Origin of the sequence: Xanthomonas arboricola pv. populi (assembly GCF_002939945.1) — a bacterium.
GTDB lineage: Bacteria > Pseudomonadota > Gammaproteobacteria > Xanthomonadales > Xanthomonadaceae > Xanthomonas > Xanthomonas arboricola_A.
In genome coordinates, this window is the sequence record NZ_MDEB01000008.1 from 78,970 (window position 1) to 104,555 (window position 25,586).

The 25,586-nt window shown below is 64.7% G+C and carries 23 protein-coding genes and 1 other RNA gene; 12 read left to right on the plus strand and 12 right to left on the minus strand.

The window, feature by feature from the left end; all coding sequences use genetic code 11:
• Positions 1 to 185: 185 nt before the first annotated feature.
• Positions 186 to 1,244, minus strand: a complete 1,059-nt coding sequence (locus tag XaplCFBP3123_RS18405) for an NAD(P)-dependent alcohol dehydrogenase (protein ID WP_104535340.1) — start codon at positions 1,242 to 1,244, stop codon at positions 186 to 188.
• A gap of 310 nt (positions 1,245 to 1,554) precedes the next feature.
• Between XaplCFBP3123_RS18405 and XaplCFBP3123_RS18410 the strand changes: the two genes are divergently transcribed.
• From XaplCFBP3123_RS18410 to XaplCFBP3123_RS18425, 4 genes are all read left to right on the plus strand, one after another.
• Entirely contained in the window at positions 1,555 to 2,628 is a 1,074-nt protein-coding gene (locus tag XaplCFBP3123_RS18410) for a glycoside hydrolase family 5 protein (protein WP_104535341.1), read from the plus strand.
• Between the two features lie 471 nt (positions 2,629 to 3,099).
• Positions 3,100 to 4,146, plus strand: a complete 1,047-nt coding sequence (locus XaplCFBP3123_RS18415; protein WP_104535342.1) for a glycoside hydrolase family 5 protein — start codon at positions 3,100 to 3,102, stop codon at positions 4,144 to 4,146.
• Positions 4,147 to 4,653: 507 nt separating this feature from the next.
• A complete protein-coding gene (locus tag XaplCFBP3123_RS18420; protein WP_104535343.1) occupies positions 4,654 to 5,715 on the plus strand; it encodes a glycoside hydrolase family 5 protein in 1,062 nt (353 codons plus the stop codon).
• 293 nt (positions 5,716 to 6,008) lie between these two features.
• Positions 6,009 to 6,458, plus strand: a complete 450-nt coding sequence (locus XaplCFBP3123_RS18425; protein WP_172453366.1) for a PepSY domain-containing protein — start codon at positions 6,009 to 6,011, stop codon at positions 6,456 to 6,458.
• Positions 6,459 to 6,747: 289 nt separating this feature from the next.
• On the opposite strand, the gene XaplCFBP3123_RS18430 is transcribed toward XaplCFBP3123_RS18425, so the two are convergent.
• Both XaplCFBP3123_RS18430 and XaplCFBP3123_RS18435 read right to left on the minus strand, forming a co-directional pair.
• On the minus strand, positions 6,748 to 8,544 hold the full coding sequence (locus XaplCFBP3123_RS18430; RefSeq protein WP_104535345.1) for a M28 family metallopeptidase: 1,797 nt from the start codon (positions 8,542 to 8,544) through the stop codon (positions 6,748 to 6,750).
• Positions 8,545 to 8,604: 60 nt separating this feature from the next.
• A complete protein-coding gene (locus tag XaplCFBP3123_RS18435; RefSeq protein ID WP_104535346.1) occupies positions 8,605 to 9,261 on the minus strand; it encodes a hypothetical protein in 657 nt (218 codons plus the stop codon).
• A gap of 97 nt (positions 9,262 to 9,358) precedes the next feature.
• Here XaplCFBP3123_RS18435 and XaplCFBP3123_RS18440 point away from each other — a divergent pair, with 97 nt between their 5' ends.
• Positions 9,359 to 10,657, plus strand: a complete 1,299-nt coding sequence (locus tag XaplCFBP3123_RS18440; protein WP_172453368.1) for a murein hydrolase activator EnvC family protein — start codon at positions 9,359 to 9,361, stop codon at positions 10,655 to 10,657.
• A 141-nt stretch (positions 10,658 to 10,798) separates the two neighbouring features.
• Positions 10,799 to 12,328, plus strand: coding sequence for a S41 family peptidase (locus tag XaplCFBP3123_RS18445; protein ID WP_104535347.1), 1,530 nt, complete (start codon positions 10,799 to 10,801; stop codon positions 12,326 to 12,328).
• Between the two features lie 224 nt (positions 12,329 to 12,552).
• Here XaplCFBP3123_RS18445 and XaplCFBP3123_RS18450 read toward each other — a convergent pair whose 3' ends face one another.
• The 3 genes from XaplCFBP3123_RS18450 to XaplCFBP3123_RS18460 all read right to left on the minus strand — a co-directional run bounded on the left by XaplCFBP3123_RS18450 (position 12,553) and on the right by XaplCFBP3123_RS18460 (position 14,635).
• The gene (locus tag XaplCFBP3123_RS18450) at positions 12,553 to 13,539 is read right to left on the minus strand and encodes a D-2-hydroxyacid dehydrogenase family protein (RefSeq protein WP_104535348.1); all 987 of its coding nucleotides are present in this window, start codon (positions 13,537 to 13,539) and stop codon (positions 12,553 to 12,555) included.
• On the minus strand, positions 13,539 to 13,859 hold the full coding sequence (locus XaplCFBP3123_RS18455; RefSeq protein ID WP_016901574.1) for a DUF1820 family protein: 321 nt from the start codon (positions 13,857 to 13,859) through the stop codon (positions 13,539 to 13,541). The genes XaplCFBP3123_RS18450 and XaplCFBP3123_RS18455 overlap by 1 nt, the downstream gene beginning before the upstream one ends.
• 83 nt (positions 13,860 to 13,942) lie before the next feature.
• Positions 13,943 to 14,635 (minus strand): rhomboid family intramembrane serine protease, encoded by a 693-nt coding sequence (locus XaplCFBP3123_RS18460; RefSeq protein ID WP_003482177.1) that lies wholly within the window; start codon positions 14,633 to 14,635, stop codon positions 13,943 to 13,945.
• A gap of 217 nt (positions 14,636 to 14,852) precedes the next feature.
• On the opposite strand from XaplCFBP3123_RS18460, the gene XaplCFBP3123_RS18465 reads away from it, so the two are divergent.
• Both XaplCFBP3123_RS18465 and XaplCFBP3123_RS18470 read left to right on the plus strand, forming a co-directional pair.
• Entirely contained in the window at positions 14,853 to 16,193 is a 1,341-nt protein-coding gene (locus XaplCFBP3123_RS18465; protein WP_104535349.1) for an outer membrane protein transport protein, read from the plus strand.
• 390 nt (positions 16,194 to 16,583) lie between these two features.
• Entirely contained in the window at positions 16,584 to 17,285 is a 702-nt protein-coding gene (locus XaplCFBP3123_RS18470) for a 2OG-Fe(II) oxygenase (protein WP_104535417.1), read from the plus strand.
• 97 nt (positions 17,286 to 17,382) lie between these two features.
• Here the strand turns inward: XaplCFBP3123_RS18470 and XaplCFBP3123_RS18475 are convergent, their stop codons facing one another.
• A complete protein-coding gene (locus XaplCFBP3123_RS18475; protein ID WP_104535350.1) occupies positions 17,383 to 18,477 on the minus strand; it encodes a PA0069 family radical SAM protein in 1,095 nt (364 codons plus the stop codon).
• 135 nt (positions 18,478 to 18,612) lie between these two features.
• Here XaplCFBP3123_RS18475 and cls point away from each other — a divergent pair, with 135 nt between their 5' ends.
• The 4 genes from cls (at position 18,613) to XaplCFBP3123_RS18495 (ending at position 22,430) form a co-directional block, all read left to right on the plus strand.
• Positions 18,613 to 20,073 (plus strand): cardiolipin synthase, encoded by a 1,461-nt coding sequence (gene cls, locus XaplCFBP3123_RS18480; RefSeq protein ID WP_104535351.1) that lies wholly within the window; start codon positions 18,613 to 18,615, stop codon positions 20,071 to 20,073.
• 74 nt (positions 20,074 to 20,147) lie between these two features.
• Positions 20,148 to 20,417, plus strand: coding sequence for a hypothetical protein (locus XaplCFBP3123_RS18485; RefSeq protein ID WP_104535352.1), 270 nt, complete (start codon positions 20,148 to 20,150; stop codon positions 20,415 to 20,417).
• A gap of 10 nt (positions 20,418 to 20,427) precedes the next feature.
• The gene (locus XaplCFBP3123_RS18490; protein ID WP_104535353.1) at positions 20,428 to 21,195 is read left to right on the plus strand and encodes a pyridoxine 5'-phosphate synthase; all 768 of its coding nucleotides are present in this window, start codon (positions 20,428 to 20,430) and stop codon (positions 21,193 to 21,195) included.
• Between the two features lie 491 nt (positions 21,196 to 21,686).
• Positions 21,687 to 22,430 carry a DUF5765 domain-containing protein gene (locus tag XaplCFBP3123_RS18495; RefSeq protein WP_146091389.1) on the plus strand — a complete coding sequence of 248 codons (744 nt, stop codon included), beginning with the start codon at positions 21,687 to 21,689 and terminating at the stop codon, positions 22,428 to 22,430.
• A gap of 314 nt (positions 22,431 to 22,744) precedes the next feature.
• Here the strand turns inward: XaplCFBP3123_RS18495 and XaplCFBP3123_RS18500 are convergent.
• The 5 genes from XaplCFBP3123_RS18500 to XaplCFBP3123_RS18520 all read right to left on the minus strand — a co-directional run bounded on the left by XaplCFBP3123_RS18500 (position 22,745) and on the right by XaplCFBP3123_RS18520 (position 25,537).
• Positions 22,745 to 22,824: non-coding RNA, sX9 sRNA (locus XaplCFBP3123_RS18500), on the minus strand.
• Positions 22,825 to 23,136: 312 nt separating this feature from the next.
• A complete protein-coding gene (locus tag XaplCFBP3123_RS18505) occupies positions 23,137 to 23,547 on the minus strand; it encodes an ExbD/TolR family protein (RefSeq protein WP_011035269.1) in 411 nt (136 codons plus the stop codon).
• Between the two features lie 3 nt (positions 23,548 to 23,550).
• The gene (locus XaplCFBP3123_RS18510) at positions 23,551 to 23,973 is read right to left on the minus strand and encodes an ExbD/TolR family protein (protein WP_011035268.1); all 423 of its coding nucleotides are present in this window, start codon (positions 23,971 to 23,973) and stop codon (positions 23,551 to 23,553) included.
• 45 nt (positions 23,974 to 24,018) lie between these two features.
• Positions 24,019 to 24,780 carry a TonB-system energizer ExbB gene (gene exbB, locus XaplCFBP3123_RS18515; RefSeq protein WP_005912445.1) on the minus strand — a complete coding sequence of 254 codons (762 nt, stop codon included), beginning with the start codon at positions 24,778 to 24,780 and terminating at the stop codon, positions 24,019 to 24,021.
• An 85-nt stretch (positions 24,781 to 24,865) separates the two neighbouring features.
• Entirely contained in the window at positions 24,866 to 25,537 is a 672-nt protein-coding gene (locus tag XaplCFBP3123_RS18520; protein WP_104535355.1) for an energy transducer TonB, read from the minus strand.
• Between the last annotated feature and the right edge of the window lie 49 nt (positions 25,538 to 25,586).

Genomic DNA, 25,586 nt, shown 5'->3' on the forward strand with positions numbered 1-25,586 from the left:
CGGTCGTCCCTGCCGGCCGTGCCGCTCAGCGGCACTGCCGATCCGACTGACACTAATGGTGTCGCGCGGTCGCAAGACCACGCATTGCCGTTCGAAAACCCAGGTGATGCATCCCACGCCGCATCACCTGGGCCGGCGGCAGGCGACCGACCTGCAGCCCTGCGGCAGGGCTGCAGGCCAGGCGATCAGGCCGCCTTGTCCAGCGTGGCCATGTCGATCACGAAGCGGTACTTCACGTCGCTCTTGAGCATGCGCTCGTAGGCCTCGTTGATCTGGTCGGCGCGGATGGTTTCGATGTCCGAGACAATGTTGTGCTTGGCACAGAAATCCAGCATTTCCTGGGTCTGGCGGATACCGCCGATCAACGAACCGGCCAGGGTACGGCGCTTCATGACCAGATTGAACACGCTCGGCGACGGATGCGACTCCTCCGGCACGCCGACCAGCACCATCGCGCCGTCGCGCTTGAGCGCATCGAGGAACGGGTCCAGGTTGTGCGGCGCGGCCACGGTATTGAGGATGAAGTCCAGCGTGTTGGCCTGCGCGGCCATCTGCGCCTCGTCCCTGGATACCACCACTTCGCTGGCGCCCAGGCGCAGCGCATCGGCGCGCTTGCTCTCGGACGTGGTGAACAGCACCACCGTGGCGCCCATCGCCTTGGCGATCTTCACCGCCATGTGGCCCAGACCGCCCAGACCGACCACGCCCACCTTCTGACCGGGACCGACCTTCCAGTGCGCCAACGGCGAATACGTGGTGATGCCCGCGCACAGCAACGGAGCCACTGCAGCCAGGTTGTCGCTGTGCGAGATGCGCAGCACGTATTTCTGATCCACCACGATGTGGTCCGAATAGCCACCGTAGGTGTTCTCGCCGCCACCGAACATCGGGCCGTTATAGGTGCCGGTGAAGCCCTGCTCGCAATACTGCTCTTCGCCTTCCTGGCAGGACGCGCAGCTGCGGCAGCTGTCGACCATGCAGCCGACACCGGCCAGATCGCCGACCTTGAATCCGGTCACCGCGTCGCCAACCGCAGTGACGCGGCCGACGATCTCGTGGCCGGGCACCGCCGGGTAGCGCGTGTTGTGCCATTCGTTGCGCGCGGTATGCAGATCCGAGTGACACACACCGCAGTAGGCGATATCGATCTGCACATCGTTGGGGCCTGGCGCGCGTCGTTCGAACACGAACGGTGCAAGCGGCTGATCGGCGGTTTGGGCGGCGTACGCGTGGGCTTGACTCATGAGGAGACTCCAGGATGTGACGTCCCCCGCGACAGTGCGGAAGGACAAAGAAATAAGTGGCTCTAGCTTAAGACAGCCGCCTGTCGCACTCCTGCGACAGTGCGTCTTGCCTGTCAGGTTGCGGACGCAACCGCAGCGGCATGGTGCGCCTTGCAGGTGTTTGCGCACGATCAAATACGCGTTTGCCGGCGTGAATGGCGCGCTAACGCCGGAGCTTCTACGCTGACCAACCACCGTCCTGCCCTGCACCATCCCTGTTGGCCGTGCCCTCCCCCTGCGGCCGCCTACGTCGATGCCGAAGGAGGCTTCCATGTTCCGCTCTCCCCCCAAGTTCCCATCCTTGCGCCGTGCCGCACTCGCACTGACCTTGCTTGCTGCAATGCCGCTGGCGCACGCCGAGGCGCCTGCGCGCCCCGGAAAAGAGCCCAGTGGCCTGAAGTATGTCGGCGTCAATCTGTCCGGCGCCGAGTTCAACTCACGCAAGAAACCCGGCACCCTGTTCAAGGACTATACCTACCCGGCCGCGTCGGACTTCAGTTATTTCGCCGGCAAGGGCATGAATACGATTCGCCTGCCGTTCCTGTGGGAACGCCTGCAGCCACAGCTCAGCGGCGATCTGGATCCGGCGCAATTGGCGCTGCTGAAGAAATCGGTGGATGCGGCCAAGGCCAACAAGCAGTACCTGATCCTGGATGTGCACAACTACGCCAAGTACGACGGCAAGCGCATCGGCACCAGCGAGGTGCCCACTGCCGCAGTCGCGGATCTATGGCGCCGGCTGGCGCTCGAATTCAAGGGCGACACGTCGGTGATCTTCGGGCTGATGAATGAGCCAAACGGCATTTCCGCCACCGATTGGGCAACCGCGGCGCAAGGCGCGATCAATGCGATCCGCAAGACCGGCGCCAGGAACCTGATCCTGGTGCCGGGCACCGCCTACAGCGGCGCGCATAGCTGGCGCAGCGCCAGCTACGGCGTCTCCAATGCCAAGGCCTTGGAGATTCTCAAGGACCCGGGCAACAACCTGGCCTTCGAAGCGCATCAGTATCTGGACAACGACTACAGCGGCACCAAGCCGGTATGCACCAGCGCCACGGTCGGCGAAGAAAAGCTGCGCGGCTTCACCGCATGGCTGCGCGAGAACAAGCAGAAGGGCTTTCTGGGCGAATTCGGCACCGCCAACAATCCGGTCTGCGACCAGGCGTTGGAAGGCATGCTGACCTACATGGAAAAGAACAGCGACGTGTGGCTGGGCTGGACCTGGTGGGCCGCAGGCGCATGGTGGAAGCCGGAGTACTTCTTCACCGTACAGCCGGGCAAGGACGGCAGCGACAAGCCGCAGATGTCGATTTTGAGCAAGTACGCCCGCCGCGCGACCAAGTAACCCGCGCGGGCTGGTCGATCACGGTGGTCGCAGCTGTTGCTGCGGTCACCGTTTTTTTTTTGCGCGCCATCGGCCACGCGTTGCGTTCTGATAATGCCCTACGTAGTGCGGCGCACGTCGCAATTGCGATGTACATCGCTATCAGGCGCACAACGCCATCAACCTGCGGCGTTGCGATCGCACGACAGCAGTCCAGGGATGCTGGATGCGGCGTCTTCCGTAGCTATTCGGCGCAGATTGCAATCGGCATGCAACGCGAGTGACCGCGCAGTGTCGCTTTACCACAACAAAGCGTGTGCATGTTTGGCAATAACTGCGAAGTCGCTCACGGCTCTAATTAAGTGATATCTCGCATTCGTAGTTTGAATGTCCGGATGCGCTTAGGGTGAAACCCGATGCAGTGTCGTCATGCCCGTGGCAAGCCCACGCCGGGGCAATGCATCTCCCCCGCGAATGCTTCAGGAGTCACCCATGTTGCCCTCCCCCACTCCGGCGCGCCGGCTGTCCAGCCGTGCGTTGTCATTGCTGCTGCTTGTCATTGTGCCGTTCGCACATGCACAGACCCGCCTGAAGTACGCAGGCGTCAATCTTTCCGGTGCCGAGATCAAATCCTCGCAAAAACCCGGGGTGCTCAACGTCGACTACCTGTATCCGGCCGCCAGCGATTACCGCTACTTCGCCGGCAAACACATGAACATCGTTCGGCTGCCCATCCTGTGGGAGCGCCTGCAACCCAAGGCAGGCGGCGAGCTGGATGCAGCGCAGTTGGCGCTGATCCGCCAGGCCGTGGTCAACGCGAAGGCCGCAAAGGTCTACCTGATCCTGGATATCCACAACTACGCCAGGTATTACGGCAACAAGATCGGCAGCGCGCGCGTGCCGATCAGCACCTTCAACGATCTGTGGCAGCGCCTGGCGATCGCCTTCAAGAACGACAACAGCGTGATCTTCGGGCTGATGAACGAGCCTTACGACATCAATCCGCAATCCTGGGCCAACGCGGCGCAGGCATCGATCGACACCATCCGCAAAACCGGTGCCAACAATCTGATCCTGGTGCCCGGCGCGCTATGGAGTGGCGCGCACAGCTGGTATTCCACCGTTGCCGGCCAGTCCAACGCAGTGGCACTGGCATCCATTCGCGACCCGCTCAATCGCTACGCCATCGAAGTGCATCAGTACCTGGATACGGACTCCAGCGGCACCAGCGCCGGGTGCGTCAGCAGCACCGTCGGTGCCGAACGCCTGCGCAGTTTTACCCAGTGGCTGCGCATCAATCACAAGCAGGGCTTTCTCGGCGAGTTCGGCACCGGCAACAACGCCACCTGCAACAGCGCACTCAACGGCATGCTGGGGTATCTGGAAACCAATCGCGACGTGTGGGTGGGCTGGACCTGGTGGGCCGCCGGCGCGTGGTGGAACCGCACCTACCCCTTCAACGTGCAGCCCGATGCGCAGGGCCGCGACAAGCCGCAGATGTCGATCCTGAGCGCGCGCGCAAAACGCATCACCCAATAGTCGGAGCAGGCAGCGTGCGACGGGTAATCGTCGGACGCTGCGGAGCAAACACCCGGCATTGGCATGTACCGCAGTACATGCCAATGCCAGGCAGCAGCCGTGCCCAGCCGCGGGGGCCAGTCGTCACGCAAGAAAACGCCAGCACCTAGCGCGCTCTAGCGCCCGCTGCGTGTGCGCGCGCAGCAGCGGTGCAGCGTCAGTGATCCGACGTCGCACCGTTGACGGCGAGCGCATCCATTCGCCGATTTTTCGACAGCGCCATGCATGCGATGGCGCTGTCGACAAGCGTGCGCGGCCGCTTTCAGCGCGGCGCGTCACAGCGTGCTGTTCCAGAACGTGACCCCTGCGGTAAGTGACTGCGACCCAGCCTACACATTTAGTTCACGTTCGATGTGGTGAGCGCTTAGGCACGGCAGATGCATTGGTTACGACAGGTGTGGCGCACCTCGCGCAGATCGCACGCAACCCGCTGCGACACACCTTCCCCGTCGTCGAAGGAGCTGTTTTATGTCTGCTATCTCTCAAACGCTGCGCACCGTTTTCCGCTGCGCCCTGCTCTGCATGCTGTTCGGCACATTCGCACCCGTCTACGCACAAACACGCGCACTGACGTATGCCGGGGTCAATTTATCCGGCGCCGAATTCGCATCGTCCAAAAAACCCGGCGTCCTTAATAAGGACTATATGTATGCCTCAGCCAGCGATTACACCTATTTCGCCGGCGTCGGCATGAACACGATCCGCCTGCCGGTGCTGTGGGAACGTCTGCAACCAAGTGCGCGCGGCGAACTGGATCCGGCCCAATTGGCCCTGGTACGGCAAGCCGTGGCACGCGCCAAGGCATCGGGCATGTATCTGGTGCTGGACATCCACAATTACGGCAAGTACTACGGTTACAAGATCGGCGGCGACCAGGTGTCGAACGCCACGTTCGCCGATCTGTGGCGTCGCCTTGCGCTGGTGTTTCCCAGCGACAACGCCGTGATCTTCGGGCTGATGAATGAGCCCAACGGCGTCTCGGCCAGCGGCTGGGCCGGTACCGCACAGGCAGCCATCGATGCGATTCGTGCCACCGGTGCCAACAATCTGATTCTGGTACCGGGCGCGTTATGGACCGGTGCGCACAGCTGGTATTCGCCCACCAACGATGGCTATTCCAACGCAACCGCATTGGTTTCGATCTACGATCCGCTCAATCGCTACGCGTTCGAAGTGCATCAATACCTGGATGCCGATTCCAGCGGCACCACCAATGTCTGCGTCAGTGGCACCATCGGTGTCGAGCGTCTGCGCAGCTTCACCGAATGGTTGCGCACCAACCACAAACGCGGATTTCTGGGCGAATTCGGCACCGGCAACAACCCCGTCTGCAATGAAGCCCTGCGCGGCATGCTCCGCTATATTGATGCCAATGCAGATGTCTGGTCGGGCTGGACGTGGTGGGCTGCCGGTTCGTGGTGGAATGTCAGTTACGAGTACAGCGTGCAACCCAACAAGGACGGCACCGACAGGCCGCAGATGTCCATCCTCTCGCCCCAGGCGGTCCACGCCACACGCGCTATCCCGTAATGTGAGGCAACTGGGGTGCGAGTCAAGCGAGCCGCCGCAAGGCGGCTCGCTTTTGCGTCTTTCGCACTGGCTGTATGTCGGGTTACAGACCGAATAGGCTGTCTCGGTCTAGCAACGCTTCCATCGCTCCGAACCACCAGTTGATGAACGTGCGTGCGGCATCAGCCGTACCGTCAGCGCATCATCACCGAAGCTTGAGCTCACTGAACTTTCGCGGCGGCTTCCAGCGGTTTTTCACCTGGCAGCGATAAAGCCACGTCCAGCATGGGCGCACTTCACTGCAGGAGCATCACATGGCACATCGACTGATGAAGACCGCGCTGATTGGCGCACTCGCATTGGCAGCGCAGGGTGCGTTTGCGCAGGCCGCCGCCGACAAGCCGGCCAGGGCGCTGACCTCCCGCGAGGTCACCAGCATGCTGACCGGCAAGGGATACACCAAGGTGCACGACGTCAAGTTCGAACATGGCGTGTGGACCGCCGACGCACGCAGCGGGGACGGCAAGGATGTGGATGTGCGTATCGATCCGGCGACTGGCCGCGTCTATGGCGACCAGACCACTTCCAAACTGAGCGAGGCCGATATCCGCGCCGCGCTGGCGACCGGCGGTTATTCCAATGTGCACGACCTCACGTTCGAAGACGGCTTGTGGAAAGCCGATGCCGAGCAACGCGGCGGGCAGAAGGTGGATCTGCATGTCGATCCGGAAGACGGGCACGTGGTGAGCGTGGATAACGATTAACCAAAGCACACCGGAGTCAGCGGAGTCCGACAGTGCCGCCGCGGTGATGGCAACGCATCGTCGGCAGCACCGATGGAAGCATCGCGCAGCAGATCGACGCATTCCATCGACACGGATCGCGACCTCGTCGTCCACCGTCACGGCCAGGACGGACCCAACGCAAAGGCCCTCCAACAGGAGGGCCTTTGCATTGGTCTCCAGGGACGGACGCCCCCGTTGCCCCTCACCTGCAGACCGCACCACGACGCCATGCATTGCTGCATGACATCGCGTGCGGTCCTGGCATCGGTCAACGCGCCGGAGCCGCCTTCTTACCCTGTGCAGCGGCGTCTTTCTCGGCTGCGGGCGCAGCTGCCGCATCGCCCGCAGCGGGCTTGCCGGCCATCATGCGATCGCGCGCAGCCTTGAACGGGTTGCCGGCATACCAGTTGGGCCAGCGCTGCCCAGCGGCCACTTCCTTGCCCACGCCGTACACCGCCTGCAGGTCTTCGATGGTGCCATCGAGTTTCCATGTGGCCGCATCGTATTCGTCGCCAGGGGCGTGATAGCGATTGCGCCCGTAGTCCTCTGCGGCCGCGCGCCCGGCCGCGGTGCCGCCCTCGCGCAGGTCTTCGCCGCCATCGGCATAGAGCGCCGGCACGCCGGCCTTGGCGAAGTTGAAGTGATCCGAGCGGAAATACGAGCCGCTTTGCGGCGTGGCTTCGGCATGCAGGGTGCGGCCCTGCATCGCGGCGATCGGCTTGAGGATGTCTTCCAGCTCCGAACTGCCCATGCCCACCACGGTGACATCGCGTGCGCGCCCGGCTACCGACATCGCATCCAGGTTGATCACCGCCGCAATCTTGTCCAGCGGAAAACTTGGGTTGGCCACGTAGTACTTGGAACCGAGCAGGCCGGACTCTTCCAGCGTCACCGCCACGAACACCACCGAACGCGCCGGCTTTGGATCCTGATGCGCAAAGGTATCGGCAATCTCGAGAATGCCGGCCACGCCAGTGGCGTTGTCCACCGCGCCGTTGTAGATGTTGTCGCCGCTCTCGCCCGGGTGTTTGCCCAGGTGATCCCAGTGCGCCATGTACAGCACCGCCTCGTCTGCGTGCGTGGTCCCGGGCAGCACGCCGACCACATTGCGCGAGGATTTCTCCGCGATCGTGCTCTTCAGATCCACCGACCAGCTGGCCTTCAACGGCACCGGCTTGAAGCCGCGCTTGCTGGCGTCCTTGTAGGCCTGCCCCAGATCCAGCCCGGCATTGGCGAACAACTGCCTGGCGGTCTCGGCGCTGATCCAGCCCTGCACCGGCAGGCGCGGATCGGGATCGTCCTTGGCCGGCAGGTCGTATTGCGGGCCGGCCCAGGAGTTCTTCACCACATCCCAGCCGTAGCTGGCGCCCGGGGTGTCGTGCACGATCAGCGCAGCGGCCGCGCCCTTGCGCGCGGCCTCTTCGAACTTGTAGGTCCAGCGCCCGTAATAGGTCATGCGCTTGCCGTCGAACAGCTTGGCGTCGCCGCTGTGAAAGCCCGGGTCGTTGACGAACATCACCACCGTCTTGCCCTTCCAGTCCTGGCCGGCGTAATCGTTCCACTGCTGTTCGGGCGCATCCACGCCGTAACCGACGAACACCAGCTCGCTGTTGTCCAGCTTGACCTCGGCCTGACCGGTGCGCGTGCCGACCACGATGTCGGTGCCGAAGGCCAGGGTGCGGGTCTGCTCGCCGCTGCGCAGGGCCGGCGCGGTAGCCGCATCGGCAGTGGTCTCCACCATCGGCACGTCCTGGAACCAGCTGTCGCCATTGCCCGGCTGCAGGCCGATGCGCTGCATCTGATCGCGGATGTAGGTGACGGTCTTCTCTTCGCCGGGAGTCCCGGGGCCGCGCCCTTCGAAGTCGTCCGAGGCCAGCGTCTTGACCAGCTCGGCAAAGTCGCCGGGCGTCAGCTCCGGTGAGAAGGCGTGGCGGCTGACCGGCGCGCTGGGCGCGCTATCGACCGGCGCCTGCGCGGCGGGCGCGCTCGGCGCATCGGCGGGTTCGCGCTTGCAGCCGGCCAGGGCCAGCGTCGCGGCCAGGCACAACAGGATCTTGCGGGGCATCGGGACTCCTCGTGCGGCGAAGGTCCCCCGATTCTAGGCGCTGGCCCCGTGGTGAGCGCGTCAGTCCTTGGGCGCCACGTCGCTGTCGAAGCTGCGCGCGGTGGCGCCGGTGACCGCACCGATCTTCGCCGTGCGGTGCACGTACAGGCTGACCTCGCGCTCGAACTCCAGCGGGCCATCGACCACCGCATCCGGGCCGATCACCACGCGCGGCTTGCGCGCAGGCTTGAACGAAAGACTGAAGTTCGGTTTGGCGACCGCGATCCCGCCATGCACATGCGAACGCACCCCGACGGTAATGTCGCCGTTGACGGTCTCGATGCCCTCGCCCAGCTCGGTTTCCACCAGGCCGATACTGCCGTTGACCGTTTCCACGCCGCCGCTGATGCGGCTGCCGCGCTCCACCAGCACGCTGCCGTTGACCGTCTCCAGCCCGCCGGACACCACGACCTTCTGGCCCAGCGTGATCGCGCCATTGACCGTGGAGACATCCCCGGTGCGGGCCTTGTCGCCGATCTGGATCTTGCCGTTGACCGTTTCCACGCTCCGGGTCTGCGCGCCGGCGCCGACCTCGATGGAACCGTTGACGGTGTCCAGCCCGCCATAGACCTTGCCGGCCTCGGCGCTGATGCGGCCATTGACCTTGCTGATGTCCTCGTCGGCCCAGGCGCTTGCGCAGACCAGGGACAGTGCCAGAAGAAGATGCTGGGGCTTCATGCTGAACCTTGCGCGGCGGCGGCGGTCTTGGGCGTGGCGGCGATCACACCATGCTTGGCTACAATCGCGCACCTGCCTGAAGTCACTGGACCTTTCGTTGCCCCTGTCGCCCGCCCCGCGATCGTGCCTGCCGTCTGCCCCCGCCACCGGCCGTTCCCGCGCGTGGCTGGCGGCGACCGTGCTGGCCTGCGCGCTGCTGGGCAGCACCGGGGCCGGTGCGCAAAGCCAGCGCGAGACCGAGCGCAAACTGCAGCAGCTGCGCGACGAACTCAAGACCATCAGCGCCGACCGCCGCGCACTGGAAGGCAAGCGCGGCAACGCCGCCCAGCAACTGCGCCAGGCCGATGAGAAGGTGGCCAGGACCTCGCGTGCGTTGAGCGAGACCGAATCGGCCATGCGCGAGCAGGAACAGCATCTGGGCAAGCTGCAGCAGGACCGTGCGCAGCTGCAGCGCGGCCTGCAGAACCAGCGCGTGCAGCTGGCCGCGTTATTGCGCGCCGCCGACCAGGTCGGCCGCAACGCGCCGTTGAAGGTGCTGTTGTCGCAGGACACCGTGGGCGATGCCACGCGCATGCTGGCCGATCACCGCTATGTGCAGAACGCACGTGCGCAGCGCATCCAGGCGTTGACCACGCAGCTGGATGCCTTGACCAAGGTGGAGCAGGACATCGCCAGCCGGCGCCAGGCACTGGATGCTGCGCGTGCGCAGCAAAAGGCGCAGGCCGCGTTGCTGCAGAAGGATCGCTCGCAGCAGGCGGCAACCGTCGCACAGCTGGACGACCGCTACAAACAGCGCGCCGAACGCGAGAAAGCCCTGGGCCAGGACGCCAGGTCGCTGGAGCAGCTGCTCGCCAATCTGCGCGCGGCAGCAGCCAAGGCCGAAGCCGAACGGCGCGCGGCAGCCAAACGCGCCGCCGCCGAAGCCGCCGCGCAGGCAAAACGCGGCAAGACCGAGCGCCCCGAGCGTCCCGGCAAGACCCCGCCCAAGGTCATCGCCAGCGCACCGGCACCCAAGGTCGGTGGCCTGAGCTGGCCGGTGTCGGGCAACCTGCTGGCGCGCTTCAACGCCCCCTTGCCGGACGGCCACACCAGCAAGGGCGTGCTGATCGGCGCGCCCAAGGGCAGCACCGTCACCGCGGTGGCCGATGGTACGGTGGTGTTCTCCGACTGGATGACCGGCTACGGCATGATCCTGATCGTGGACCACGGCAACGGCTACATGAGCCTGTACGCGCACAACGACACGCTGTTGCGCGATGCCGGCGCGTCGATCAAGCGCGGCGAAGCGGTGGCCAAGGTCGGCAGCTCGGGCGGGCAGGGCGTGCCGGCGCTGTACTTCGAACTGCGGCGCAACGGGCAGCCGGTGGATCCGTCGAGCTGGTTGCAGCGCCGCTGAGTGCGGCGCACGCCGCACGCGCGCCGGTGCATGACCGTCGCCATACCCGGCCGTGCCAAGTCAACGCGGATTTACCGCGGGTTCGCGCATAATCCAAACCGCTCCGTTGCGGGGCGTCTTATCTCTTTGTCGGAGTGCTTCATGCGCGTAGCCGTCCTGTCCGTTGCCCTGTCGCTGGCGTTGTTCGCCTCACCCGGTTGGGCGCAGAAAGCCAGTCCCGCCGCCGCCCAGGCCACTGCGGACGATCCGGAAGCCAACGAAGCCGCCGTGTCCAAGGTGCCGCTGGATGAGATCCGCCGCTTCGTGGCGGTGTACAACGCGGTCAAGCAGGCCTACGTCGACCCGGTCGAGGACAAGAAGCTGATGCACGCGGCGGTGCGCGGCCTGCTCTCGGACCTGGACCCGCACAGCACCTATTTCGACAAGGAAGATGCCGAAGCCTTCGACGAGCAGGCTACCGGCGCCTATGACGGCATCGGCGTGGAATTGCTGCAGCAGCAGGACAACACGCTCAAGGTGATCGCGCCGATCGACGACACCCCGGCCGCGCGCGCCGGCATCCGCGCCGGCGACGTCATCGTGGCCATCGACGGCAAGCCGATCGACGCCAGCAAGGCGATGGAACCGCTGCGCGGCGAATCCGGCAGCAAGGTCGTGCTGACCATCGTGCGCGACAAGGCGCCCAAGCCGTTCGACGTGTCCCTGCAGCGCGAGACCATCCGTGTGGCCAGCGTGCGCAGCAAGCTGCTGGAACCGGGTTATGGCTACATCCGCATCAGCACCTTCCAGGCCGACACCGGTGCCGACTTCCAGAAGAACCTCAAGCAGCTACAGGCCGGCGGCAAGTTGCGGGGCCTGGTGCTGGATCTGCGCAGCAACCCGGGCGGCCTGCTGACCTCGGCGGTGCAGGTGGCCGACGACCTGCTCGACAAGGGCAACATCGTCAGCACGCGCGGGCGCATCTCCATCAGCGATGCCAAGTTCGATGCCACCCCGGGCGATCTGCTCGGCGGCGCACCGGTGGTGGTGCTGGTGGACGCCGGCTCGGCCAGCGCCTCGGAAGTGCTGGCCGGTGCGCTGCGCGACAACCAGCGTGCGCGCATCATCGGCAGCCGCACCTTCGGCAAGGGCTCGGTGCAGACCGTGCTGCCGCTGGACAACGGCGACTCGGTCAAGCTGACCACCGCGCGCTATTACACGCCCAGCGGCAAGTCGATCCAGGCCAGCGGCATCGTGCCGGAAGTGCTGCTCACCCCGGAACCGCAACCGGGCGACGCCGACGTACCGGCCAGCCTGGCCGACTTCAGCGAAGCCACGCTGCCGGGACATCTGCGTGGCGATGCCGAAGGCGAGGAGGGCTACAGCGCCGGCGACGTCTTGCCGGGCGATGGCCCGATCGCCTCCGCGCTGGCCGAGCTCAAGCAGCCCGGCTCGGCGGCCAAGGCGCAAGCCGCGCTCAGGGCCAAGGCGCAGGCAGCGCAGAAGGCCAAGGCCGCCAAGACCGCGGCCGAGCCCAAGCCGGCTGCCGCGCGCCCGGCAGCGGCCGACAAGCCCAAGCCTGCCGACACGCCGGGCGAACCGGCTGAAAAGGCCAAGCCGGCCAAGCCGGCCGAGCCGACCCAACCGGCTGCGCCTGCGGACAAGCCCAAATCGGCCGAACCGGTCAAGTAATCCGGCCACGGCGCAGCGGGTACATCACCCGCTGCGCGCTGGGCGCGATCGATGTGCGCTGGCACCGCAACGCATCCGCACGCCTCCCTCGATAATCCCTTTGCCACAGCGCTTGCCGGGTTTGACGTCCGCAATCAGCCCCGCCACAGCGCAGACGCTTGTGTAGGAGCGACCCTGGTCGCGAGAAGCGTTCCCGAACCCGCGATCACCACGTCAACCACGCGCTATCGCGCGATCGCCAACGCCTCGGGATTGACCAGATTGCGCGGCGCACCGGCGGCAAAGGCCAGCACGTTGTCGAACGCCGCTTCGAAGTACAGCGCGTAGCTGTCGCTTTCCACGTAGCCCAGATGCGGCGTCGCCAGCACGCGCGGATGCTGCAACAACGGATCGCGCGCATCCAGCACCGGTTCGCGCTCGAACACATCCACCGCCGCCTGTGCCGGCCGGCCCGCATCCAGCGCGGCCAACAATGCGCCGGGTGCGATCAGCTCGGCGCGGCTGGTGTTGACCAGCAACGCATCCGGGCGCATCCGCGCCAGATCCTGCGCACTGACCTGGTGGCGGGTCTGCGCCGTCAGCCGCCGATGCAACGACAGCACATCGCTGCGTTCGAACAACTCCTCGCGGCTGCCGGCGATATCGACGCCATCGCGCGCGGCCTGTGCGCACGAGGCGTCGCCGCCCCAGACCAGCACCTGCATGCCGAACGCGCGCCCGAAACCGGCCACGCGCTGGCCGATCCGCCCATAACTCCAGATGCCCAGCGTGCGCCCGTGCAACACTCGCCCCAGGCCGGGATCGCCCAGCGCCTGCCAGCGACCCTGATGCAGCGCGCGCTGGTACTCGCCCAGGCGCCGGCTGGCCGACAGGATCAGCGCCCAGGTCAGTTCGGCCGGCGCCACCGGCGAACCGACGCCCTCAGCCACCGCTACCCCGAACTCGGTGCACGCGGCCACATCCACGTGCGCGCCGACCCGGCCGGTCTGGCTGATCAACTTCAGGCGCGGCAGTCGCCGCAACAGCGTGGCGTCCACGCGGGTGCGTTCGCGGATCAACACCAGCGCATCGGCTTCGACCAGCCGCTCGGCCCATTCGTTGGGATCGGTGGCCAGCGCGCCCAGCACCTGCACATCGTGGCCGTGCAGGCGCTGCAGGCAGGGCAGGTGACGCACCGCGCCCTGGTAATCGTCGGGCACCAGGATGCGCATCAGCGCGGCTTGGTCGGCAACGGGAACGGCGTGACCACCTTGTCGCCGGTGGTGGCGTCGCGGATCACCGACTGGCCCTTCTTCTCGACTTCTTCGATGCGCACGATGCTCTGCATCGGCAGGTGCAGCGTCTTGGTGTTGCCGAACTCTTCGCGCAGGCGCTCTTCGGTGGGATCGACCACCAGCCCGTCGTGCACGTCGAACACCAACTCGCCGATCTGGTTGAAGCCCCACAGATGGCTACCGGTGACCTGGCGGGCGTAGAGCTCGTACACCTTGCCGTGATTGAGGAAGGTGACTTTGTACAGTGGCTTGGACATGCGGCGATTATAGGCGCGCCACCGTACAGCGACGCAGCGCGCGGCCAGCGCAACACTGCGCCCCTTGCACGATTCGCGCCGCGCTAGAAGCCGTGGCGCTTGCGCAGCCGCCGCGCGATCGCCGCGCGCACGTACAACCCATAGACGATGCCGAACACGAACCCGGCGATATGCGCCGACCACGCCACCATGCCGAAGGCCGGGCCGATGTAGGCGAACACCACCTGCAGCAGCGCCCAGGCGCCGATCAGCAACGGTGCCGGCACCCGGATGAATTCCAGAAACACCCCCAGCGGCAGCACCACGCCCAGCTTGGCGCCGGGAAACAGCGCCAGATAGGTGCCGATCAACGCCGACACCGCACCCGAGGCGCCGATGATCACCCGGTCCGGCGTGCCGATCGCGAAGATTGCCGCCAGATTGGAGGCCGCGCCGCCGACCAGGAACAGCAACAGCAGGCGCCACGGCCCGAGAATGCGCTCGGCCGGCAGCCCGAAGATCAGCAGGAACACCAGGTTGCCGAGCAGGTGCGACCAGTCCGCATGCAGGAACAGCGCGGTGAACAGCCGCAGCACGCTGCCGTCGCGCAGCGTCGCCCACCAGTCGCCCAGGTTGGACACGCCGCTGGACAGCGCGCCCCAGTCCAGCCACAGGGTATTGCGCGCCTCGCCGGGCCGGCTGATCGACCATAGATAGGCCAGCCAGACGGTTGCGAACAGCAACGGCACTGCCCAGCGCGGGGTGGGTTTCTTGCGGGAGGGGAGAGAGACGAACATCGGAGTGGCACTCTAGCGGGTTCACGCTCCTGAACCCATCCCTAACCTGTCCAACCGGTCAGACCACGTTTCGTTATTGTTCGGTTAATTGGGGTGGGTATACTGCGTACGGCGTCGTATGTCGGGGGGGGGTCTCCGGCGCGCTCCAGCAGCCACTTGGCGCTGGGCGCGGGCGCTGTACCGACCACTACAGTCTTTATCCGGAGAGCACCATCTTATGTCTACCGCTTCCACTCTCAGCCGCGCCACCCTGTTGGCCGTCGGTATCGCCGGCGTACTGGCCGTTGGTCAGGCCCACGGCGCCGCCTTCCAGCTGAAGGAAAACAGCGCCAAGGGTCTTGGCCGCGCCTTCGCCGGTTCCGGCAGCGCCCCGGACGATGCCTCGATCATCGCCAACAACCCGGCCGGCATGCGCCAGTTGGACGGTCGCCTGTTCCAGGCCGACGTCAGCGCCATCAGTTTCTCGGCCAAGTTCCAGCCGGGAAGCGCCACCTACGCCAACGGCGCTCCGGTCTCCGGCGGCAATGGTGGCGACGCCGGCATGATCGCGCCGGTCCCGGCGATGTACTTCCACGTGCCGTTCGGCGAGAACGACAACATGCACCTGGGTACCTCGCTGACCGTGCCGTTCGGCTTCAAGACCGAATACGACCGCGATTGGGTGGGCCGCTACCACGGCACCAAGACCGAGCTGCAGGCGATCGACTTCAACGTCGCCTTCTCCTACGACGTGAACCCGTACGTGTCCTTCGGTGCCTCGGTGTTCGCCGAGCGCCTGGATATCGATCTGGCCAACGCGGTCGATTTCGGCAGCGTGCTGGCCGCGCGCCGCGTGCCGGGCTTCGCACCGGGCAGCGCCGATGGCTACTCGCGCATCAAGGGCGACAGCACCGAAGTGGGCTTCACCCTCGGCGGCCTGTTCAGCATCGACGAGAACACCCACATCGGCTTCAGCTACCGCTCGGAAGTGGAACACAAGATCACCGACGGCGATGCGGACTTCACGGTGCCGGGTGGCCCCGCCGCTGTTCTGGCCGCCGCCGCGCCGGGCACCTTCGTGGACACCAAGGGCCGCGCCACCGTCAAGCTGCCGGCCAGCGCCACCGCCAGCTTCACCCACAACGTGAACGAGCAGTGGTCGATCATGGCCGACGTCACCCGCACCGCCTGGAGCAAGTTCGACCAGGTGACCGTGGACTTCGCCTCCAACCAGCCCGACAGCGTGCTGGACTTCTCCTACCGCGACACCACCTTCGCCTCGATCGGTGCCGACTACCGCATGAGCGAGACGCTGACCCTGCGTGGCGGCCTGGCGTACGACCAGACCCCGACCACCGCCGAGCATCGCGATGTGCGCGTGCCGGATGCGAGCCGCAAGTGGGTCTCGCTGGGTCTGAGCTGGCGTCCGTCGCAGCAGGCCGAATACAACTTAGGTTACACCCACCTGTTCACCAGCGACCCGACCAGCGATACCGTCAGCGCCACCGGCGACCGTCTGGCTGGCAGCTACAAGGTGAAGGGCGACGTGCTGGCCGCTTCGGTCAACTACAAGTTCTGATCGTCGTAGCGCCGTACGAGCGATGAAAAACCCCGCTTCGGCGGGGTTTTTTATTGCAAGCGGCGCGCCTGCCTGCTGCCGCGCCCATCCATGCTTTGGACGTGCCTAGCGTGGCGAACTCGGGCGTCCGGGCTGCGGACATCGCAACACTTGCGCATGCACGCAGCGTCATTGCGACAACAACACTCGCTGCCGGGCGTGGGGACAGCAACCTTCTCGTATTGCAGGCAACCGCCGGCACAGCGCGCCGATGCGACCTGCATGCGCATCCGCGCGCGCGACTGCCGACGATGAGGATCATCTATCGCCGCAACTGCCAGGCCTCGACAGTGTTCACTGCCGCCAGCCCGGGCTGTGCAGCACACCGATGACGTTGCTATGGTCGTGCGCATGAGCCAACCCGACTTCATCCAGATCACCGACAACGCCGTCTCGCGCGAGGATTGCGCCGCCATCGTGCAACGCATGCGCGACAGCCAGCAGCTGCAACCGGGGCGCGTGGGCAGCGGCGTTTTTCCCGAACTCAAACACAGCCGCGATCTGCGCATCAGCGGCGTTGCCGAATGGGCGGCGGTGGAAAACCGCCTGCAACAAGCCGTGTTCGAAGGCGTGCTGACCTATCTGCGGCGTTATCCACAAGCCTTGATTTCACCGCTGATGCTGCAGATCACCACCGCCGACGGCAGCCCGCACCGGCTGGTGGCCGAGGACCTCGTGCAGATGAGCGATCAGGCGCTGGGCGATCTTGCCCGCACCTGCCTGCGCCCAGGCGCGATCAACCTGCAGTGGTACACCGCCGACCACGGCGGCTATCCGTACTGGCATTGCGAACTGTATCCACGCGATGCCAGCGCCGACACGCTGCACCGGCATCTGTTGTGGACGCTGTACCTCAACGACGCGTTCGAACAGGGCGAAACCGAATTCCTGTTCCAGCAGCGCAAGGCCCGCCCGCGCACCGGCAGCCTGCTGATCGCCCCCACCGCCTTCACCCACACCCACCGCGGCAACCGCCCGGTCGGCGGCGACAAGTTCATCGCCACCAGCTGGATCCTGTTCCAGTCGGCGAGTGCCTTGTACGGCGGGGAATAGGGAATAGGGAGTAGGGAATCGCAACTGCAACAGCAATTCGCAACAGCGCGACCCTTGCTGTTCCGATTCCCGATTCCCCAATCCCGATTCCCCGCCCCTAGAACAGACTGCCTTGCGGCGATTGCCGCGCCGGTTTGGCCGGCGGAGCGGGGCGGCGGAACTTTGTCGTGTCCAATGCCGGCATGGCGCGTGCGTCGAAACCGCTGCGGCGGTGGGCCAGGGCGAAGCGGCGTGCCAGCAACTCCGCGTACACGCCTTGTCCGCGCATGCGTGCGCCGAAGGCGCTGTCGTAATCCTTGCCGCCGCGCAGCTGCTGGATCGTGCTCATCACGTGCTCGGCGCGTTGCGGGTGATGGGTCTGCAACCAGTCGCGGAACAGCGGCGCCACTTCGTGCGGCAGCCGCAGCAACACATAGCCGGCACTGTGCGCGCCGGCAGCGGACGCGGCCTGCAGGATCGCTTCCAGCTCATGGTCGTTGATCCACGGGATCACCGGCGCGGCCATCACCCCGACCGGAACGCCGGCCTCGTGCAGCGCCCCCATCGCGCGCAGGCGGGCATGCGGCGCGGACGCGCGCGGTTCCAGTCTGGCCGACAGATGCGGGTCCAGCGTGGTCACCGAAAAATGCACGTTGACCAGGCCCTCGCGTGCCAGCGGCGCGAGCAGGTCCAGATCGCGCGTCACCAACGCATTCTTGGTGATCAGCGTGAACGGGTGCCGCGTCTCCCACAGCACCTCGATCAAGCGCCGCGTCAGTGCGCGTTTGCGCTCGATCGGCTGGTACGCATCGGTGTTGATGCCCAGTGCGATCGGGCTGGGCACATAGCCCGGCCGCGACAATTCGCGCAGCAGCAGCTCCGGCGCATTGGTCTTGGCGAACAGCTTCGTCTCGAAATCCAGCCCGGGCGACAGATTGAGATACGCATGCGAGGGCCGCGCAAAGCAGTAGCTGCAGCCATGCTCGCAGCCACGATACGGATTGACCGATTGCGAAAAGCCGATGTCCGGCGATTGATTGCGGCTGATGATGCTACGCGCGGTTTCCTCGGTGACCTGGGTGCGTAACGCCGGCGCGGCGAACTCCTCGCCGTCGTCGGCGTACCAGCCATCGTCCACCGGTTGTTGGGTAGTGGTTTCGAAGCGTCCGGGTAGATGGCCGGTCGCACCGCGGCCCTTGATCGCAGTTGCCATCGTGTCATCGTACGGCCGGTAGGTCTCATGCAATGCGACCACGCGCGCGCCACGATGAAGCTTTCAGGCCCGGCGCGGCGATCGTGTTGGCCACACGGTCATCGCAGCGGCGCGTGCGGCCCGTAGAATCCGCGCATGCTCGCATCCGTACAGAGCGCGTGGGATTGGATGGCCACCATTCCCCACCTCGAAGCGCTACTCCTCGCCGCCTACGTGCTGTACCTGCTGTGGATCGCCAGCTGGATCGTGCTGCAGAAGCGCGAGCCGGTGGCCACGCTCAGCTGGGTGCTGTCGCTGGCCGCGCTGCCGTATCTGGGCCTGCTGATCTACTACTGGCTCGGCCCGCAGAAGGTCAAACGCCAGCGGCTGCGACGCGGTCGTTCGCGCTCGGGCATGGAGAGCTACAGCAGCGTCTGTCCGCCGGACGCGGACTGCACCGAGCTGGCCAAGATCGGCCAGTCCACCACCGGCCTGGCCCCCAGCAGCGCCACCGAGGTGCACTGGCTGGTGGATGGCGCGGCCACCTATGCGGCCATCATCGAGGCCATCCGCGGTGCGCGCGACCATATCCACCTGGAGTACTACATCTTCCAGCCCGACCACAGCGGCACCGCGATCTGCGATGCGCTGATGGAGCGCGCACGCGCCGGGGTCAAGGTGCGCTTGCTGATGGATGCGGTGGGCTCGTCGGCGATGACCCGGCGCAGCTTGCGGACGCTGCGCGCGGCCGGGGTGGAGACTGCCTGGTTCCATCCATCCCAGCTGCTCAAGCCGTTCAAGCGACCGTGGTTGAACCTGCGTACCCACCGCAAGGTGGTCGTGGTCGACGGCAGGATCGGCTTCACCGGCGGCATCAACGTCACCGACGAAGAGAACGAGCAGGTGCGTAGCGATGCCTATCGCGACCTGCACGTGCGCCTGCAGGGCCACGTGGTGCGCAGCCTGCAGCTGGTGTTCCTGGAAGACTGGCTCTACGCCACCGGGCAAGGCCGCGCCGCCTTCCACGGCCAGCAGCTCTGGCCCGAGGACGTGCCGAGCCGCGCGCAAGGCGATGTGGACGCGCAGGTGCTGATTTCCGGGCCGGATTCGTCGTGGGAGTCCATCCACCGGCTGATGGTCGCTGCGATTCACGAAGCCAGGCATCGGGTCTGGTTGGTCACGCCGTACTTCGTCCCCGGGGAGGCCGCGCGCATGGCGCTGACCTCGGCCGCATTGGGGGGCCTTGACGTGCGCCTGCTGGTGCCGCGCCTCAGCGACTCGCGTCTGGTCACCTACGCGGCGCGTTCGTATTTCGACGAGCTGCTCGAGGCCGGCGTGCGCATCTACGAATACGGCCCGCGCATGCTGCACACCAAGGCGCTGCTGGCCGACGACGAGGTCTGCATCGTCGGCAGCGCCAATTTCGACAGCCGCAGCTTTCGCCTGAACTTCGAGCTGTCGATGCTGTTCCGCGACCAGGCGGTCGCGGCCGAACTGGCCGGTTTGATCGACGCCGACCTGCAGCACGCGCAGGAAGTGCGCTTCGTGCGCCATCGACCGTTGTGGCGCTCGCGGCTGCCCGAAGCCTGCGCACGGCTGCTGTCGCCGCTGCTGTGACCCGTATCGCCGTGCCCACGTGGAACCAGGCAGGCCGCGGCGCTACACTGCCGCCACTGATCGGGGAGCTCGTCATGCACTGGCTGTTTCTGCTTATGGCATTGGGTGCGCTGGTGCTGGCCTTCAGCACGCCGCACGTGTGGCTGCTGGTGGCTTCGCTGCTGGTGGCACTGTTGTTGCTGCTGCTGTGGACGCGCGGTTGGTTCGCCTCGCGCATGGGCGATGCCCAGCGCGACACCAGCAGCCTGATCGACCCGGCCGAGCTGCGCCGCCTGCGCGAGATTGCCGAAGCCCGCAAGGCCGCCGCCCTCAACGCCACGCGCGACGGCGAGCCGCAGGCCTGAGGCCGACGTAGTGACCACCCAGCTCAGCGTCAACGTCAACAAGATCGCGGTGTTGCGCAATTCGCGCGGCGGCCACGATCCGGATGTGGTGCAGGCCGCGCGCACTTGCATCCTCGCCGGCGCCCACGGCATCACCGTGCACCCGCGCCCGGACCAGCGGCATATCCGCGCCGACGATGTGCTGGCGCTGAGCGCGCTGACACGCGAGCATGGAGTCGAATTCAATATCGAAGGCAACCCGTTTGCGCCGCCGCGCGACGGTTATCCGGGTCTGCTGGAGCTATGTCGTGCCACGCGCCCCGAGCAGGTCACCCTGGTACCGGACGGCGATGGACAACTGACGTCCGACCACGGTTTCGATTTTGCGCAGGACACTGTCCAACTCGCCGCGCTGATTGCCTCGTTCAAGACGATCGGTGCTCGCATCAGTCTGTTTGTCGATGCCGGTAATCCCGCTATCGCGCAGGCGGCGGCACTCGGTGCAGACCGCATCGAGTTGTATACAGGGCCGTATGCGGACGCCTATGCGCACGGGCAGCCGGATGTTGCCTTGCAGCTGTTCGCCAGCGCGGAGCGGCGCGCCACTGCTGCCGGCCTGGGCATCAACGCCGGACATGATTTGTCGCAGGTCAACCTGGGCGACTTTCTGAACGCTGTCCCCGGCGTGCTTGAAGTGTCGATCGGCCACGCGCTGATCGGCGAGGCCTTGTATCGGGGCCTTGAGGCGACCGTACGCGCGTATCTGCAGATACTGCACAGAGCATCAATTGAGGTTTGAGAGATTCAGCAGAATAAAAGTTGCCAAGAAGCTCTGAACAACTCTTTCATGAGCCTCCGGTCAACACCCGAAGAAATCTCCATTACACGTAAGCGCATGATTTTCATTATGGGCGAACGTCGCGATCAGGCGAAAACGCCAAGATCGTTCGCTAGGCGAGTTGTTCAGAGGTTCCCTAACCAAATGTAGCGAGCAGTCGCCAGGTGGGTGCAGAACGCCCGCTCAGAACCGCACTACGGGTGGCACAGGCCGCGCACGCCTGGGGAGAACGGCGGCTTCCTTGAACCGAGCATCGCTGTCACATGGGCGCATAGAACCGTCAGTAACCACCAGGCGGTGCACAGGGCTCGGCCACTGCAGGGAAACTACCGCAGGACTCGGAAGTTCCGGTTGTGCGGGCTCGTTTTTGGCATGACCGCTTCCGAAAACACCCCCCGAATCCTGCCCGCTTCACATATTGTGAAGTTTGCCTTCTAAAGATTTAATGCATTATGTGCTGGAACGGACAAGCTTCAACCGCGGTGGCTGCCTGCGGCCTCTTAGGGTGCGCATATTCGGCCTACAGGAAAGAGCCGTTCGAGTTGTGGGGGTGCCTTGCTTTTTTTTCATTAATGGAAATTCTGCAGGCATTCACCTACACGGTAATCAATTCCTGCAGTAATCCGATGAATCAGGTTGCGACGTTACTCGGTTTCCTTCATATAGCGATACAACCATTCTTCATCAATGCGATTTCGCTTTATTTCATCCCGGAAGTGGCGAAAAACAGGGTGAAGAATTATGCATACTTCGCCTGCTTCGTCTGTCTCATCCTGATGATACTCAAGATCTACCCCTTCGAATGGGCAAGTCACATACCCAAGGGAACCGCTCTCTGCTCTGATCGCCTTTGTTCGGTCAGTGGAAACTGGCATATTGCCTGGGAGCTACCCGTCAACGATATTCTCAGCATCACCATCTTTGGTTTCAAGGTGGTATGGGCACCCTATGTCTTCGCTGCCTTCATCGTTCCGCTGGCTTACGGTTCATGGCGGTTTACGATTTTCCATCTCTTGTTGGGGCCGATTCTGGCCAGACTAACCACGGACAATCCCAATGAATTTCCGGCCGTCTGGTGCCTGCTTTCGATCGGATTTCTTTTGCTGGTGATCAAGACGCCGGTACGCAGCTGGCTTTTCGTCAAGACGGTCTGGTGGATAAGAGGCCCGGTACCTCAAGCACTCGGGCCTGTTTGAATGCTGCGAGGCCAACTGCTTTCACGGTGATCCGCTCTCAAGAACGGTCCCAGAAAATCCTGATCATCCATTCCAGCGCTGCGATGACGATGCCCGCGTCCCATAGCTTCGAAGTTAGGCTGGGTTGAGGTGCGCTCTATGGCAAGCTCCAGGCGTGCCTGCGCCTCGTTGCCAGAGTCTGACTTGCGCCTGCCTACGAGTGATCTCGTTCGCGGCGGGAACACGAGGTGAGCGTACTCTGCGCTGGGCATGACCTTGGGTGCCATGCGGCGGAAGCTGCTGACGGTACTTGCTTGACAGGCGTTTTCAGGAACGGCGCAACAAAACGTAGCGAACAGTCGTCAGTTGGGGGAGACCGCACGCTCAGGACCGCCGTGTCCGTGTGTGTGGACATGGGCGATTCCGAGCACCGGTCGCGCCCGACGGTGAGCACCGTAGTGCGGTTGGCTGCTCCAAGGCTTCGTGCTCCACGCCCTATGTCGCAACGCTGCAACCTCGCTGGGCAACCTGCGTGAGAAGAGGCGGCTCAGCCAGCTCTACGTTATCGCGGTCAGACATCAACGCAGGCGAGGTCGCCAGCGCTGGTTTTACCCGACTTGTGCCGGTGACAGACACTGGCCATCTTTGATCGACCATGAAAAAACGCCACCGTTTCCGGTGGCGTTGCAGTCGCGTCATGACTGTTGTGTTGCGGTCTTACGGTGTCTTACTGCATGAAGCCGATTTTCTTCATCTGCGAGTTCTTCGCCGCAGCGAGGACCTTGGCCATCACTTCGTACTCCGCATCTTCATTGGCATCGATACGCAGTTCCGGCTGATTGGTCGGATCGGCCTGCACCACTTCTTCCATCTTCTGCTGCAACTGCGCGACCGGGGTCGGGCTGTTGTTCCAGAACACCTGGTTGCTGGCGTCGATCCGCAGCTCGATCGGCGGCGGCGGTTCGGTCGTCTGCGGTGGCGGGTTGAGCACCCGCTGCGGCAGATCCACGGCGATCGGGTACGTCATGATCGGCGCGGTCACGATGAAGATGATCAGCAGCACCAACATCACGTCCACCAGGGGCGTGACATTGATGTCGGCCATTGGGCCGCGGTTTCCACCGGTACTGAATGCCATGGCTTACTGCCCCTTCTCTTTGGTTGCAACGAAGCCGACGTCCAACATGCCCTGACCCTGCGCGATCTTGGTGATCTCGTTGATCGTACGCATCTTGGTCGTGCGGTCGCCACGCAAGTTGAGCGGCGGCTGCGGTGTCTGCTGTGCGGCAGTGGACAGGCGCGATTCCAGTGCTTCCTTGGAAATCGGCTCGTCGTTCCAGTACAGCGACCCGTCTTCCTTGACGGCCAGGGTAATCGGCGCGGCACGTTTCTCCGCATCTTCCTTCTGGATCAGGTTGGCCTCTGGCAGCTCCACCTTGACCTTATGGGACATCAGCGGTGCCGTAATGATGAAGATGATCAGCAGCACCAACATCACGTCCACGAGGGGCGTCACATTGATGTCGGCCATCGGGCCACCGCTGTTTCCACTACTGAAGGCCATAACGGGCTCCGTCTAAATCGTTGCGAAGTCGTTCTTTACTACGGATTAGCGAACGCGCGAACCAGTGGCGAAGAAGTCGTGCAGGTCGTGGGCAAAGGTGTCGAACTTGGCGATCACCGAGCTGTTGACCTTGGAGAAGAAGTTGAACGCGAACACGGCCGGGATCGCGACGAACAGACCGATCGCGGTCATGATCAACGCTTCACCCACCGGGCCGGCAACGGCGTCGATGGAGGCCGAACCGGTTGCACCGATCTTGATCAGCGCGCCGTAGATGCCCCACACGGTACCGAGCAGACCGACGAACGGTGCGGTCGCACCGACGGTGGCCAGCAGGGTCATGCCCGACTGCAGCTTGGTGCTTTCGCGGGTCACGGCCTGACGCAGGGCGCGATCGACGAATTCCGAGCGGCTCAGGCTCTCGCCCAGACCACCGGTGCTGCCTTCGGCGCGCTGGTGGTGAGCAGCAGCCTGCGCTGCGTCCAGTGCGATCTTGGAGAACGGCTCGGAAGCCGGCTGCTCTTCCATGGCGCGGATGGCGTCCTGTGCATTCGGGGCATCCCAGAATGCGGTGGTGACGCGGTCAGCCGCGCTCTTCAGACGGGTGGCACGGAAGATGTTGATGACGGTCCAGTACCAGGAGGCAGCGGACATGGCGATCAGGGTGATCAGAACGACCCAGGACACGGCGAAATCGCCGGGGCTGGACGTCATTTCAGTGATCAAGTGCTCGAAGCCCATCTGCGACAGGGCGGCCGACGGATTGGAGCCCCCTGCAGCGGCGGCGATAAAGAATTCCTGCAGCATGACGCTTACCTTTGTTGTGTGTGGTGATGAAGGGTGGAGCGAAAGGAAGACAGGATCCTGGGCCGACCGTGGCCGGCCCGTGGGATCAGTTCAGAGCAAAGTTGACCGGGACGCGGACACGTCCGGCGGCTTTCTGCCCGTTGACAGTGGAGGCGTTGAACTTCCACTTGCGTGCTGCGTCCATCGCGGCACGGTCAAGGTCGCGGTTGCGGCTGGACTTTTCGACCGACACATTGGTCACGTTGCCGCTCGCATCCACATCCACGATCAGGATGACCTCACCTTGGACACCGGCACGGAATGCAGCCGGCGGGTACTTCGGCGGGTTCATGTTCTTGGACGAGATATCGACACTGGCGCCGATATCACTCGGCGGTTGCGGCGGAGCCGGCGGGCTCGGCGGCGTGACGATATCGCTGGGACGCGGTTCGGGAACATCGACAACCGGAGCTTCCGGCGGCGGCGGAACCGGTGACGGCTTCGGCGGCGACAGATTCTTGACCGGCGGTGGCGGCTTGTCTTCCGGCGGCGGCGGCGGCGGCGGCGGCGGGGGAGGAGGCGGTGCATCCACCAAGGTGACCGTGGTGGTGCGCTCCTTCTCTGCCGGAGCCTTCGGCGCCACTGCAGGGATCAGCAACATCATCAGTGCAGTGAGGTGCAAGGCAATTACGAAAGCAATGCCGATAATGCGGGCCCAGCTCAGACCCTGGTTCCCGGCATCATAGTCATGCCTGTGGATAACGAGTTGTTCCGTCATGCGCCAATGGCTCTTTCAGTGGGGGCCCCGGATCACTGTGATGATCCCC

Coding starts and splice junctions, on each gene's coding strand:
- XaplCFBP3123_RS18485 (WP_104535352.1), top strand. CDS start 20,148: ATGCACTGGCTGTTTCTGCTTATGGCATTGGGTGCGCTGGTGCTGGCC.
- cls (WP_104535351.1), top strand. CDS start 18,613: ATGCTCGCATCCGTACAGAGCGCGTGGGATTGGATGGCCACCATTCCC.
- XaplCFBP3123_RS18435 (WP_104535346.1), bottom strand. CDS start 9,261: ATGAAGCCCCAGCATCTTCTTCTGGCACTGTCCCTGGTCTGCGCAAGC.
- XaplCFBP3123_RS18455 (WP_016901574.1), bottom strand. CDS start 13,859: ATGTCCAAGCCACTGTACAAAGTCACCTTCCTCAATCACGGCAAGGTG.
- XaplCFBP3123_RS18410 (WP_104535341.1), top strand. CDS start 1,555: ATGTTCCGCTCTCCCCCCAAGTTCCCATCCTTGCGCCGTGCCGCACTC.
- XaplCFBP3123_RS18510 (WP_011035268.1), bottom strand. CDS start 23,973: ATGGCCTTCAGTAGTGGAAACAGCGGTGGCCCGATGGCCGACATCAAT.
- XaplCFBP3123_RS18445 (WP_104535347.1), top strand. CDS start 10,799: ATGCGCGTAGCCGTCCTGTCCGTTGCCCTGTCGCTGGCGTTGTTCGCC.
- exbB (WP_005912445.1), bottom strand. CDS start 24,780: ATGCTGCAGGAATTCTTTATCGCCGCCGCTGCAGGGGGCTCCAATCCG.
- XaplCFBP3123_RS18430 (WP_104535345.1), bottom strand. CDS start 8,544: ATGCCCCGCAAGATCCTGTTGTGCCTGGCCGCGACGCTGGCCCTGGCC.
- XaplCFBP3123_RS18425 (WP_172453366.1), top strand. CDS start 6,009: ATGGCACATCGACTGATGAAGACCGCGCTGATTGGCGCACTCGCATTG.
- XaplCFBP3123_RS18450 (WP_104535348.1), bottom strand. CDS start 13,539: ATGCGCATCCTGGTGCCCGACGATTACCAGGGCGCGGTGCGTCACCTG.
- XaplCFBP3123_RS18495 (WP_146091389.1), top strand. CDS start 21,687: ATGTGCTGGAACGGACAAGCTTCAACCGCGGTGGCTGCCTGCGGCCTC.
- XaplCFBP3123_RS18475 (WP_104535350.1), bottom strand. CDS start 18,477: ATGGCAACTGCGATCAAGGGCCGCGGTGCGACCGGCCATCTACCCGGA.
- XaplCFBP3123_RS18405 (WP_104535340.1), bottom strand. CDS start 1,244: ATGAGTCAAGCCCACGCGTACGCCGCCCAAACCGCCGATCAGCCGCTT.
- XaplCFBP3123_RS18465 (WP_104535349.1), top strand. CDS start 14,853: ATGTCTACCGCTTCCACTCTCAGCCGCGCCACCCTGTTGGCCGTCGGT.
- XaplCFBP3123_RS18505 (WP_011035269.1), bottom strand. CDS start 23,547: ATGGCATTCAGTACCGGTGGAAACCGCGGCCCAATGGCCGACATCAAT.
- XaplCFBP3123_RS18520 (WP_104535355.1), bottom strand. CDS start 25,537: ATGACGGAACAACTCGTTATCCACAGGCATGACTATGATGCCGGGAAC.
- XaplCFBP3123_RS18470 (WP_104535417.1), top strand. CDS start 16,584: ATGAGCCAACCCGACTTCATCCAGATCACCGACAACGCCGTCTCGCGC.
- XaplCFBP3123_RS18420 (WP_104535343.1), top strand. CDS start 4,654: ATGTCTGCTATCTCTCAAACGCTGCGCACCGTTTTCCGCTGCGCCCTG.
- XaplCFBP3123_RS18415 (WP_104535342.1), top strand. CDS start 3,100: ATGTTGCCCTCCCCCACTCCGGCGCGCCGGCTGTCCAGCCGTGCGTTG.
- XaplCFBP3123_RS18460 (WP_003482177.1), bottom strand. CDS start 14,635: ATGTTCGTCTCTCTCCCCTCCCGCAAGAAACCCACCCCGCGCTGGGCA.